The organism is Micromonospora matsumotoense (assembly GCF_050951065.1).
GTDB lineage: Bacteria > Actinomycetota > Actinomycetes > Mycobacteriales > Micromonosporaceae > Micromonospora > Micromonospora matsumotoensis.
In genome coordinates this window covers 1,153,305-1,166,516 of the sequence record NZ_CP192025.1, presented here as the reverse complement: position 1 = coordinate 1,166,516, position 13,212 = coordinate 1,153,305, and the positions used below count along the sequence as shown (strand labels likewise).

Annotated in this window: 5 protein-coding genes and 1 pseudogene; 2 read left to right on the top strand and 4 right to left on the bottom strand. The window is 72.4% G+C overall.

The features are described 5' to 3' along the window. Positions 1–9: 9 nt before the first annotated feature. Both ACQP1S_RS05445 and ACQP1S_RS05440 read right to left on the bottom strand, forming a co-directional pair. Positions 10–1,962: a VWA domain-containing protein gene (locus ACQP1S_RS05445; RefSeq protein ID WP_091251417.1), complete on the bottom strand. Its 1,953-nt coding sequence runs from the start codon at positions 1,960–1,962 to the stop codon at positions 10–12. A 2-nt stretch (positions 1,963–1,964) separates the two neighbouring features. Continuing rightward, on the bottom strand, positions 1,965–3,461 hold the full coding sequence (locus ACQP1S_RS05440) for a magnesium chelatase (protein WP_432903662.1): 1,497 nt from the start codon (positions 3,459–3,461) through the stop codon (positions 1,965–1,967). Between the two features lie 241 nt (positions 3,462–3,702). On the opposite strand from ACQP1S_RS05440, the gene mgrA reads away from it, so the two are divergent. Then, a complete protein-coding gene (mgrA, locus tag ACQP1S_RS05435; protein ID WP_091251413.1) occupies positions 3,703–4,692 on the top strand; it encodes an L-glyceraldehyde 3-phosphate reductase in 990 nt (329 codons plus the stop codon). A gap of 115 nt (positions 4,693–4,807) precedes the next feature. Here mgrA and ACQP1S_RS05430 read toward each other — a convergent pair whose 3' ends face one another. Then, a complete protein-coding gene (locus ACQP1S_RS05430) occupies positions 4,808–5,773 on the bottom strand; it encodes a lytic polysaccharide monooxygenase auxiliary activity family 9 protein (protein ID WP_432903659.1) in 966 nt (321 codons plus the stop codon). 137 nt (positions 5,774–5,910) lie between these two features. Between ACQP1S_RS05430 and ACQP1S_RS05425 the strand changes: the two genes are divergently transcribed. After that, positions 5,911–8,223, top strand: coding sequence for a DUF4153 domain-containing protein (locus tag ACQP1S_RS05425; protein ID WP_432903656.1), 2,313 nt, complete (start codon positions 5,911–5,913; stop codon positions 8,221–8,223). Between the two features lie 209 nt (positions 8,224–8,432). Here ACQP1S_RS05425 and ACQP1S_RS05420 read toward each other — a convergent pair. Then, positions 8,433–13,160, bottom strand: a pseudogene (locus ACQP1S_RS05420) (type I polyketide synthase); the annotation flags it as partial. Positions 13,161–13,212: the final 52 nt, after the last annotated feature.

Sequence of the window (13,212 nt, the reverse complement as noted above, 5' to 3'; positions counted from 1 at the left end):
CCGCGCCGGTCAGCGCCGCCCGTGGCGGGCGCGGAGGTAGTCGGACACTACGTACTCGCCGAGGTCGCCCAGGTCGGGGGTGAACAGACGACCCCGGGAACGGCGGGCCACCGCCGCCATGAACCGGTGCAGACCCGGGTCGTCACCGAGCATGAACAGATTGAGCGTCGCCCCGGCACGGGTCAACCGGTCCACCTCGCGGATGGTCGCCTCTATCGTCTCGGGCAGCGGCGGCCAGTGGAAATATGCTTCACCGTCGTCCGGGTCGAGATGCGCGGTCGGCTCGCCGTCGGTCACCACCAACACCACCGGCTCGGCCCCCGGATGGCGGCGCAGGTGCCGTCCGGCCAGCCGCAACGCGTGCTGGAGGTTGGTGCCCTGCTGCATGTCCGGCTCCACCGCCGCCAGCTCCTGCTGGGTCAACGGCATCGCCTCCCGGCCGAAACCGACGATCTGCAGAGCGTCCTGCGGGAACCGGCTCACCATCAGGTGCGACAGGGCCAGCGCCGTCTGCTTCATCGGCCCCCACCGCCCCTGCGACACCATCGAGTACGACAGGTCCACGCAGAGCGCCACCGCCGCCGATGCCCGCCGCTCCGTCTCCACCACCTCGAAGTCCTCGACGGCGAGTTGCAGCGGCACGGTGGGACCGGCCCGACGCACCGCCCGGGTGAGCGTGCGCACCACGTCCAACGGCTGCTCGTCGCCGTACTCCCACTGCCGGGAGGCCCCGCTGACCTCGCCGGCCGCCCCGGCCGTACGCAGGTCGTGCTGGCCGCGCGGGCCGGCGGTGAGGTCGGCGAAGACCCGGCGCAGCGCGGTGCCGGCGAGTCGGCGCAGCGCCTTCGGGCTGAGCGTCAACCCGTCGGCGTCCCGGCTCACCCAGCCCTGCCGGCGCAGCTCCCGCTCCAGCTCCCGCAACCGGCGGACGTCGTCGGCGGCGTCGCGGCCCAGCGTCCGGGCGACCGCGTCGACGTCCACGTCGTCCAGGGTGGCCCCCGGCTGCTGCTGGTCCAGGGAGTCCAGCAGCTCGTCCAGCTCGGCGATCTCGTCCAGCGCCCCCGTCGCCTCGCCGTAGCCGAGCGGCTGGTCGCCACGGACCCGCTCGCCGCGCTGCCAGTTGAGGTCGGGGCGCAGGGCGCGCAGGTGGGCGTCGAGCGCGGACAGCTCACCGGCGAGCCGGTCACCGAGGGACTGCCGCATCAGCCCGGCCAGCTCCTCGCGCTGCCGGTCCGACAGCGACCGCATCAGCCGCTCACCGGCGGCCGACCGGCGGGCCAGCACGTCGACCAGCTCGTCGACGGTGCCCGGCTGTTCCGGGAAGAACTCGCCGTGCCGGCGCATGAACTCGGCGAACGCGTCGGTGGTGTCCTCCGCGCGGGCGTGCCGGGCCAGCAGGTCGTTGAGGTCACGCATCATCTCGGCGAGCTGCGCCTGCACTGCCGGGTCACCGGCGGCCCGCGCCGCGTCGCGCAGCCCGCTGAACCGCTGCTCCAGCACCTCCCCGCGCAGCCCGTCCAGAATCCGCTGGTAGGTCTGCCGGGCCTCGTCGCTGGTCCACCGGTACCCGGCCAACTCCTGCACCGCGCGGGCGGTCGACCGGGGCAGGTTGTCCAGCACCGTCTCGGCGAACCGGGCGTCGTCGTCGGTCCGCTCACGCAGCGCGTCCCGCTCCGCCGCGAGCGCCTGGTCGAGCAGCGCCCGGGAGCGGGTCACCGCGCCGTCCAGGTCGCCCCGGCGCAACGCCTCACGACGCAACCGCCGGGCGCGCGCCGCCAGCTCGTCCAGGCCGCCCCGGTTGTTCGGGCCACGGCGCAGCAGGTCACGCAGCGCGTCCCGGAGGCTGCCGCCGGCCAGCACCTCCGCGCCGACCGCGTCCACCGCGGCGCGCACGTCGTACGGCGGGGCGAGCGGGTCGGGGCCGCCCTGCCACTGGCCGTACCGGAACCGGTTGCCGGCCATGCTCAGCTCCGACCGCCGTAGACGGTACGACCGGAGTCGGTGACGTCCTTGCCGAGCCGGCGGGTCAGGTGCAGCCCCTCCAGCACGAACTCGACCCCGGCGGCGGCCTGCTCCGGGGTGGGCGCGTCGCCCAACCCCAGCCGGTCCAGCGCCTTGGCCAGCCCCGGCACCGTGCCGACCTGACGCAGCAGCTCCGCCGAGGAGACCAGCTCGCCGGTCTCGATCATCGCCCCCTCGGCGACCAGCGCGGTGAAGCCGGAGAGGTCCAGCCCGGCCAGCCGGGCCCGGAACGTCTCGGCGGTGGCGGCCCGCAGCAGGTGGGCCAGCACCTCGATCTCCCGCCCCTCCTCACCGCTCTCGAACTCGACCTTGCCGCGCAGCGTCGAGGTCACCGACACCGCGTCGCCGACCCGGGCGACCGGCGACTCGGGACGTACCGTGGCGTCGTCGGCAGCCGACGCGGAGCCGGCAGCCGGGGAACCGGCGGGGCCGGCGAGCAGGCCGGCGCGGCGCAACGCGGCGGCGGCGACCGTCTCGGCGGCGGCGATGGCGAACCGGGCGGAGACCCCGGAGCGCGGGTCCACCGACGGCGACTCGCGCACCGCGCGGGCGAACCGGGCCAGCACCTCCAGCACGTGCTCCGGCACCTCGGCGACCAGGTCGGCCTCCTGCCGGATCAGCGCCAGCTCCAGCTCCAGGTCGACCGGGTAGTGGGTACGGACCTCCGCGCCGAACCGGTCCTTGAGCGGGGTGATGATCCGGCCCCGGTTGGTGTAGTCCTCCGGGTTGGCGCTGGCCACCAGGAACAGGTCCAGCGGCAGCCTCAGCTGGTAGCCGCGGACCTGGATGTCCCGCTCCTCCAGCACGTTGAGCAGCGCCACCTGGATCCGCTCGGCCAGGTCGGGCAGCTCGTTGACGGCGAAGATGCCCCGGTTGGTGCGCGGCACCAATCCGAAGTGGATGGTCTCCGGGTCACCGAGGGTACGACCCTGGGCGATCCGGATCGGGTCGACGTCACCGATCAGGTCACCCACGCTGGTGTCCGGGGTGGCCAGCTTCTCGCCGTACCGCATCGAACGGTGCAGCCAGCCGATCGGCAGGTCGTCGCCGGCCTCGGCGACCAGCGCACGGGACGCCGGGGTGAGCGGGTGCAGGGGATGCTCGTTGAGCACCGAGCCGGGGAGCACCGGGGTCCACTCGTCGAGCAGCGTCACCAGCGCCCGGATCAGCCGGGTCTTGCCCTGGCCGCGCTCGCCGAGCAGCACCATGTCGTGGCCGGCGAGCAACGCCCGCTCGACCTCGGGCAGCACGCTGTCGTCGTAGCCGACGATGCCGGGGAAACGGTCCTCGCCGGAGCGCATCCGGGCGAGCAGGTTGTGGCGGAGTTCCTGCTTGACGGTCTGGTACCGGTGTCCGGCGGCGCGCAACGCGCCGAGGGTGCCCGGCAGGTCGGCGGGCGGGACCGGGAGAGCCTGGTTGGGCGCAGTCACCCGTCCCACGCTAGCGCGGTCGGGCCCCCTACGCCGCCGGCACCGGGATCGCCCTTCCGACATGCCGGCCCGGACCCGGGTGGCGTCCCGACCGCCACCATGACCCGCTTACGTGCGAGCGGGTCCGCCCCGGCGCTCCGGGGCCGGCGGGTGGGCCCGCGGTGCGGCCGGCGGCCGACCGGGTTCGCCGGCACCCCGTCGCCCCGAGCAGGGAGAACGTCCGGTCGGGGGCGGGGTTAGGGTCGACGGCGTGACCTACCTCGCCGCGGACGACCGCTACGACCAGTTGACCTACCGCCGCAGTGGGCGCAGTGGCCTGCGGCTGCCCGCCATCTCGCTCGGGCTGTGGCACAACTTCGGGCCGGACCGCCCGTTCGCACGCCAGCGGGACATCGTCCGCCGGGCGTTCGACCTCGGCGTCACCCACTTCGACCTGGCCAACAACTACGGTCCGCCGCCCGGCGCGGCGGAGGAGGCGTTCGGCCGGCTGCTCGCCACCGACCTCAGGCCGTACCGGGACGAACTGGTGGTGTCCAGCAAGGCCGGCTACCTGATGTGGCCCGGCCCGTACGGCGAGTGGGGCTCCCGGAAGAACCTGATCTCGTCGCTGGACCAGTCGCTGCGGCGGATGGGCCTGGACTACGTCGACATCTTCTACTCCCACCGCTTCGACCCGGACACCCCGCTGGAGGAGACGATGGGTGCGCTGGACGCCATCGTCCGGTCCGGCCGGGCGCTCTACGTCGGCGTCTCCAACTACGACTCGGAGCAGACCGCGCGGGCCGCCGCGATCCTGCGTGACCTGGGTACGCCGCTGCTGATCAACCAACCGTCGTACTCGATGTTCAACCGGTGGACCGAGGCCGACGGGTTGCTCGACACGCTGGCCGAGGTCGGCGCGGGCTGCATCGCCTACAGTCCGCTGGCCCAGGGGCTGCTCACCGACCGCTACCTCGACGGCATCCCCGCGGACTCCCGGGCGCGCACCAGCGTCTTCCTCAACGAGAACGACGTGACCGGGGAGAAGCTGGCCACCATCCGGGGCCTCGCCGGGATCGCCGAGCGGCGCGGGCAGACGCTGGCCCAGCTCGCACTCGCCTGGGCGCTGCGCGACCCCCGGATGACCAGCCTGATCATCGGGGCGAGCAGCGTGGCCCAGTTGGAGGGCAACGTCGCCGCCGTACGCCACCTCGACTTCACCCCCGACGAGCTGACCGAGATCGATCGCCTCCTCGCCTGACCGCCCACTCTCCCGCGCCCCGGTGGGCCGCGCTTGTGGGCCGAAGTTGCGGTATCCGCGCGCCGGGATACCGCAACTTCGGCGAAACTGTGTGGTCATGCGAGCCGGGTGGGCCTCACCAGATGCGGCGGCGGCCGGCGCGGTGGTTGCGGACGCCACACGGGCGGCCGGGCGGAACGGGTGCCGGTCGGCGCAGCCGGGTCGCCACCAGCGCCACCAGCAGCACGGTCACCACCGCCGCCGCGCCCACCACCAGCCGCATGTTGCCGCCCCCGACCTGGGTCACGGACGCCACCGGCACGCCGGCCTCCTCCCCCGCGCCGACGGACCCGCCGACGTCCGAGGTGGCGTCGGTGGAGGCCGCCGGGGCCGGGTCGGCACCGGTCGCCGGGGCGTCGCTCGCCACGGTCGGCGACGGGGTCGGGGCGGTGTCCGTCGGGGTGGCCGCCAGCACGCTGCCCGCCGCCCGGAACAGCACGTCGGAGCAGGAGTAGTAGGTGTCCGGGGTGTCGGAGTTCTGCCACACCGTGTAGATCAGGTGCCGACCGGTCAACCCGGCGGGCAACCGCCCCGGCATCTGGTACGACCCGTCGCGCAGCGGCGGGTCGGTCACCGACAGGAACGGGATCGTGTCGAGGTCGGCCCAGCGCAACGGGGTCCGCGGGTCGTAACCGGAGCGGGTGGTGTACAGCCGGAACGTGCCCTTGTGCGGGATGGTGCCCCGGTAGCGGAACGTGTACTTCGCCCCGGCGGTCAGCTCCGTCGCCGGCCAGTCGGCCCGCGCCAGGTCCAGCCCCCGGTAGGCGGAGAGCCCGCCGCTGCACAGCTCGCCGTCGGGGATGCGTTCCCGGTCCCGGCCGGCGACGCCGTACACCCGGATGTTGTCCCACTCGCGCAGCGCCGCGCCCGCCGACACCGCGGCCAGGCAGGCCGGCGTCGAGACGTGCGGCCCCTCCGGGCCACAGGCCGCCGAACGGCTCAGCGGGCTGGTCGGTGCGCCGTGCGCGGCGGCAGGAGCCGCATCGAGCAGCACGGTCACCGCCACGACCGCGAGCGCGGCGAACGTTCGGCGTACGGTCATCTGGTCGACCTCCCGCCCTTGGTACGGATGCGGGCGGGTAAAGGTTCGACGATCCGACGCGCCGTGCCGGTGACGGGGCCGCAGCGGGGACCGGTTCGCTCTACAGTGACCGCACTTCCCGTATCAAGGAGCACACCGTGTCCGAGCCGGAGCCGACGTCAGACTCCCCGGCGGGCAGCCCACCGCCGCCCGGGTCCCCGCCCGCCGCCGGGATGCCGTACCTGCTGACCATGCCTGCCCTGGAGGGGGTGCCGCCGGCCATCAGGTGGCCCGGTCGGGAGGGTGAGCCCGGGTGGGCCATCCCGGTCCAGATCCCCGACGGCACCGTCGGGTACGCCATCTTCCTGCCCCTGGTGCCGGTCGCCGCAGCCACCCCGGCAGCCGCAGCCACCCCGGCGGGCAGCGCCGACCCGGCCCCCGCAGGCCCGCCCGCCGTCGCGCCGGCCGGTCGCGGTGACGGCGACCCCACCGTGCCGACCGGCGACAACCCGGCCGGGCCGGCCTCCGCTGCCCCGTCGGCGACGGCGGTCGGCGGGTCGGCGGTCGGCGGGTCGGCGGTCGGCGGGTCGGCGGTCGGCGGGCCCGGTCGACCGGCGACCGTCCCGGCACCGCGCAGCGCCGCAGCCACGGCCGGTGGCCCCTCGACCCCACCGACCGCGGCAGCGCCCGGCGCCGACCAACCCCCGGCTGCCGACGCCGGCCAGCCGGCAACGCCCGGTACCGGCCAAACGGCACCCGGCACCGACCAGACGGCAACACCCCGCACCGGCCAAACGGCAGTACCCGGCACCGGCCAACCCGCGACTCCCGGCACCGGCCAGCCGACAGCACCCGGTGCCGGCCAGCCGGCGACGCCCGGTCCCGGGCGACCCGCGACCGGTGGGCAACCGGCACCACACTGGGGTGGCCCGCCGGTGGACTGGCGCCCGACCCCACCCCCGCCGTCGTTCCTCACCACCCGGTGGCCCGGTCCCCGGCCCGCCACCGGGTGGGCGGTGCCGGCAGCGGTCCTGGCCGGCGCGCTGGGCGTGGCGTTCTTCGTGCCACTGAGCCGTACCGGCATCGGCTGGTTCCTCGGCTGGCTGATCCTGACCGTCGGGGTGGTCGCCGCGGTCCGCCGCAGCGCCGGGGCGCTGACCCGCACCGACCGCCTGATCCGGGGCGGCTGGGCGGTGGGCGCGCTGGCCTTGCTGGCCGTACTGGCCTTCCGCAACGCCTGGTGGCTGGTGACCTTCTGCGTGCTCGGGGCGCTGGGCTGCGCGACGCTGGCCATCATAGGCGGCAGACAGGTCCGCTCGATCCTGTTCAGCCTGGTCGCGGCCCCACTCGCGGCACTGCGCGGGCTGCCCTGGGTACGCCGGCACGTGAGCACCACCGGCTCCGGCCAGTTGGTGCCCCGGGTCGTCGGCTCGGTCGTCGCCACCGCCGTGGTGCTGCTCGTCTTCGGGCTGCTGCTCTCCTCCGCCGACGCCGCCTTCCACCAGGTCCTCGGCACGATCGTGCCCGAGATCAACGTCGGCACGGTGATCCGGTGGCTCTTCCTGGCCGCGGTGGGTGGGCTGATCGCGGTCGCCGCCACCTACGCCCTGGCCGCCCCGCCGGACCTGTCGACGGTCGACCGGGAGGGCCGACGCCGGTGGGGGACGCTGGAGTGGGCCCCGGCCATCGCCGCCCTGACGCTGCTCTTCGTCGGCTTCGTCGCGGTGCAGTTCACCGTGCTCTTCGGCGGCCAGCGGCACGTCCTACGCACCGCCGGCCTGAGCTACGCCGAGTACGCCCGCAGCGGGTTCTGGCAGCTGACCGTGGTGACGCTGCTGACCGTGGCGGTGCTGGGCGGGGTCAGCCGGTGGGCACGCCGGGAGACCCGCGTCGAACGGGTCCTGCTGCGGGTCCTGCTCGGGCTGCTCAGCGCGCTCAGCGTGGTGATCGTGGTGTCGGCGCTGTCCCGGATGTACACCTACCAGAAGGTCTACAGCTTCACCGGTGAGCGGATCTTCGTGATGGCCTTCGAGCTGCTGCTCGGCGCGGTCTTCCTGATGATCCTGGTGGCGGGGGTGCGGTGGCGGGGTCGCTGGATCCCCGGCGCCACCGTCGGCCTGGCCGTGGTGATGCTGCTCAGCCTGGCCGTGCTCAACCCGGAGGACTACGCGGCCCGCCGCAACATCACCCGCTACGAGGAGACCGGCAAGATCGACGCCTGGTACCTGCGGGCGCTCTCCGCCGACGCCACGCCCGCCCTGGCCAACCTGCCGGACCGGGTCCGCCGCTGCACGCTGAGCTGGATCGACGACGACCTCGCCGAGCCGGACCCGTGGTACGCCTGGAACCTGGGCCGCGCCCGGGCCCGCGCGGAACTCGACCGGCTGGGTCCACGGGCGATCGGCGGGCAGAAGGACTGCAAGGCCGCCGACCAGTACGACCTGCCGAAGACGCGGCGTACGCCCCGTTGACCCGGCCGCCCCGTCCGGTCCGGTGGCACCAGCCGATGGACCGGGCGGGGCGCGACGGAGACCAGTTCCCGACCTCCGGGCGGCCACGAGGCGCGACGATGCGATGCCGCTCATCGGGACGGCCGAGCCCGATGTGCCACCCGCCGAACGGGCACGGCACCGCTGGTGAGCAGGTACGAGGCCGGCTACCGCTACGGCGCGGGCACGCGCTCGGCCAGCGCGGCGCAGACGAACCGCGCCAGGGCCGCCGCGTTCGAGTGATCGAAGACCACTCCCGCCGGCAACCGCAGGCCCGTCGCCGTGTTCAGGCGATTCCGCAGCTGCACGGCCGTCAACGAGTCGAATCCCAACTCCCGGAAGTTCCGTTCGGCCTCGGGTCCGTCCGGCGAGCCGAAGCCCAGGACCGCCGCCACGCTCTCCCGAACCAGCCCCGACACGGCGCGGAAGAGTTCCTCCGGATCCGAGGAGCGCAGACCGTCACCGAACTCCGTCGTCTCCTTGCCGGCGGCTCCCGCCGTGAGAAGTGACTCGATCGCCTCACGCGCGTCTTCGATCTCACCGAGCAGCGGGCTCTGCCGGTGGGTGGTGAAGATCGGCGCGAAGGACTCCCAGTCGATGTCGGCGACAGCCAGGAACTGCTCGTCGTGCTCGATCGCGCGGACCAGGGCGGCAATCGCCAGGTCCGGATCCATCTCCCGCACGCCCTGCCGCTGGAGCAGTTCACCGGTGCCCGTCTCCTCGACCATCCCGGCACCGCCCCAGGCTCCCCAGGCAACGGAGGTGGCCGGCCGGCCCCGTGCTCGACGCCACTCGGCGAAGCCGTCGAGGAAGGCGTTCCCTGCCGCATAGAGCGACAGGGTCGCACTGCCCCATACGCCCGCATTGGAGGAGAAGAGCACAAACGCGTCGAGCGGCGTGTCGGCGAGCAGCTCGTCCAACAGGACGGCACCCTCGACCTTCGCGGCCATCACCTGCGTGTGCTCGCCCGGATCAAGGTCCTTGACCAGGTTGTAGGAGGCCACCCCGGCGGCATGGACGACGGTGCGGATCACCTCGCCCGAGGTACGCAGCCCGGTCAGGAGTCCGGCCAGTGCCGTACGGTCGGCGATGTCGCAGCCGGCGATCGTCACACGGGCACCCAGCTGTTCGAGTTCGGCCGTCAACCGGTCCACCCCGGCAGCGTCCGGGCCGCGGCGGCTGACCAACACAAGGTGCTCGGCGCCGTGCGCGGCCAGCCAGCGTGCGACGTGCGCGCCCAGGCCGCCCGTACCGCCGGTGATCAGGACCGTCCCGGAAGGACGCCAGGCACCCGGCTCCCCGGCGGTTCCGCTACGGCGGGCGCGTACCAGGCGGCGTCCGTACGCGCCGTCGCTGCGCAGCGCGATCTGGTCCTCACCGTGGTTGCCGTCGAGCAGAGCGGCGAGGTCACGCGTGATCACCCTGTCCGTGGCGTCCCTCGGGAGGTCGATCAGTCCGCCCCACAGGGAGGGGAGTTCCAGTGCCATCGCCCGCCCCGCCCCCCACGTCTGGGCCTGTATCGGGTCCTGCACCGGATCGCCGACGCCGGTACCGACCGCCCCCTGCGTCAACGCCCAGACCCGCAGCGCGCGGCCGGTGTCCAGCACGGCCTGCATCAGCACCGCCGTCGCCATCACCCCGACCCCGACCCTGACTCCCACTCCGGCCACGCCCTCGTCGTTCATGGCGAGCAGCGAGACGACTCCGGTGGTGTCGCCGTCGATACAACTGCTCAGCAGCATCGTCCACCCGGGTCGGTCGGGGGCCGCGGCGTCAAGTTCCAGCACCCGTGCGCGATCCCCGCCGCCGGTCAGGACGTCGGCGATCCGGTCGGCGATCTGCTGTGCCGTGGCGACCCCCTTGGGCACGACCACCGTCCAACGCCCCGGCGCAGCCCTGCCCTGCCGGGACGGCAGAGCGCGCCAGGTCACCTGGTAGCACCACCGGTCAATCACCGCTTCCTGGTCGCGACGCCGGCGCCAGGCCGACAGCGCCGGCACCAGCTCACGCAGGGGGGTGTCCGCGCCAACGCCCAGCGCGACGCCCAGCGCGTCCGCGTCGCCCCGCTCCACCGCGCCCCAGAACTCCTCGGCGACGTCGGCGGGCCGGGACCGGGGAGCCGCGTCGGCAACCCGGGGGTTCGGCGCTGATGCCCAGTAGCGCTGGTGTTGGAAGGGATACGTCGGCAACCCCACCACACGCCCCGCAGGCAACACCCGACCCCAATCCACCTCCACACCACACACAAACGCCTCAGCCGCCGAACGCACCAACCGATCCACCCCACCATCACCCCGCCGCAACGACCCCACCACCACAAACTCCCCACCCACACCATCCACAATCTCCTGCAACGCCGGCACCAACACCGGATGCGCACTCACCTCAACAAACGCCACACCCCCCGCACCCACCGCCGCCCCCACCGCATCCGAAAACAACACCGTCTGCCGCAAATTCCTATACCAATAATCCGCATCCAACCCCCCAGTATCCAACCACCCACCAGTCACCGACGAATAAAACGCCACCCCACAAGACCGCGGACGAACACCCGCCAACTCCACCCGCAACCGCCCCTCCACCCGCTCCACAAACCGCGAATGCGACGCATAATCCACCGCAACCCACCGCGCCCGCACCCCCAACCCCTCACACTCCGCCACCAACCCCCGCAACTCATCCACCGGCCCCGACACCACCGTCGAACCAGGCCCATTCACCGCCGCCACCGACAACAAACCCCACCCACCCAACAACTCCTCCACCCGCGCACGAGAAACCCCCAACGACACCATCGACCCCTCACCACACAACTCCCGCAACACCCGCGAACGCAACGCCACCACCCGAGCCGCATCCTCCAACGACAAACCCCCCGCCACACACGCCGCCGCAATCTCACCCTGCGAATGCCCCACCACCCCCACCACCCGCACACCCCACGACTCCCACACCCGCGCCAACCCCACCATCACCGCAAACAACACCGGCTGCACCACATCCACCCGATCCACATCCACACCACCCGACCCCCCACACACCACATCCACCACCGAAAAACCCACCAACGGATCCAACACCCGCGCACACTCCTCCACCACCCCACGAAACACCCCACTCCCCGCCCACAACCCCGCACCCATCCCCCGCCACTGCGAACCCTGACCCGGAAACACCAACACCACCCCACGATCCGCACCCACCACCACCCGACCCGACACCACACCACCACCCACACCACCACCACCCGCCAACACCCCCAACCCCCCCAACAACGACACCCGATCCGACCCCAACACCACCCCCCGAAACTCAAACCGCGACCGACCCCACAACGACACCCCCACATCCCCCACCGACACACCAGCACCAACCCCACCCACAAACCCCGCCAACCGACCCGCCTGCTCCCCCAACGCCCCCACCGACCGCCCCGACAACACCCACACACCCGCACCCGGCGGCAGGACCACCGCGTCAGACGGCCGCGCACCCGCAGGCTGCGCAGCGTCACCCGCCGTCGACGCCGCTACCTCTTCTTCGGGTGCTTCTTCGAGGATCACGTGTGCGTTCGTGCCGCTGATCCCGAACGACGACACACCCGCCCGACGCGGACGCCCCACCACCGGCCACTCCCGATTAGCCGTCAACAACTCCACCCGCCCCGACGACCAATCCACCTCCCCCGACGGCACCTCCGCATGCAACGTCCGCGGCAACACCCCATGCCGCAACGCCAACACCATCTTGATCACACCACCCACACCCGCAGCCGCCTGCGCATGCCCAACATTCGACTTCAACGACCCCAACCACAACGGACCCTCCCGACCCACCGCCCGCCCATACGTCGCCAACAACGCCTGCGCCTCAATCGGATCCCCCAACCGCGTCCCCGTCCCATGCGCCTCCACCACATCCACCTCACCCGCCCCCAACCCCGCCCGCGCCAACGCCCCACGAATCACCCGCTGCTGCGCGAGGTCGTTGGGCGCGGTCAAGCCGTTACTCGCACCGTCCTGGTTCACCGCGCTGCCCCGCACCACCGCCAACACCCGCCGACCCGCCCGACGCGCATCCGACAACCGCTGCACCACCAGGACACCGACACCCTCAGCGGGACCGAACCCGTCGGCGCCCGCGCCGAACGCCTTGCACCGGCCGTCCGGGGCCAGCCCGCGCTGCCGGCTGAACTCCACGAACGTCCCCGGATGCGGCATCACCGTCACCCCACCCGCCAACGCCATCGAACACTCACCCGCCCGCAACGACTGCACCGCCAAATGCAACGCCACCAACGACGACGAACACGCCGTATCCACCGTCACCGCCGGCCCCTCCAACCCCAGGCAATACGCCACCCGACCCGACACCACACTCAAAGTGTTCCCGGTCAGCAGATACCCCTGAAGATCCTCCTGCGACCCCGACCTCAGCGAGGCATACTCCTGGGAAATAACACCGCTATACACACCCACCTGCTCACCACGCAGCGACAACGGATCAATCCCCGCGTCCTCCACCGCCTCCCACGAAACCTCCAGAAACAACCGCTGCTGCGGATCCATCGCCAACGCCTCACGCGGCGAAATCCCAAAAAACCCCGCATCAAAACCCGCCACATCCCCCAAAAAACCCCCCGACCGCACATAAGACGTACCCGCCCTATCCGGATCCGGATCATAAAGACCATCCAAATCCCAACCCCGATCCAACGGAAAACCACCAATCGCATCCCCCCCACCCACCACCAACTCCCACAACTCCTCCGGCGACGACACCCCACCCGGAAAACGACACCCCATCCCCACGATCACGATCGGCTCCGCTGCCGCCGCACGCGTCGACTCCAGTTGCTGACGCGTCTCCCGCAGATCTGCGGTGACGAGCTGCAGATAATCGCGGAGCTTCTGTTCTGTCGCGGCCATGAAACTACCCCCACATCGGGACGGGAAAGCGAGAGGAAAG

What these genes read in the sequence shown, in the direction of transcription:
- ACQP1S_RS05445 (WP_091251417.1), bottom strand. Translation starts at nt 1,962, where the DNA reads ATGGCCGGCAACCGGTTCCGGTACGGCCAGTGGCAGGGCGGCCCCGAC.
- ACQP1S_RS05430 (WP_432903659.1), bottom strand. Translation starts at nt 5,773, where the DNA reads ATGACCGTACGCCGAACGTTCGCCGCGCTCGCGGTCGTGGCGGTGACC.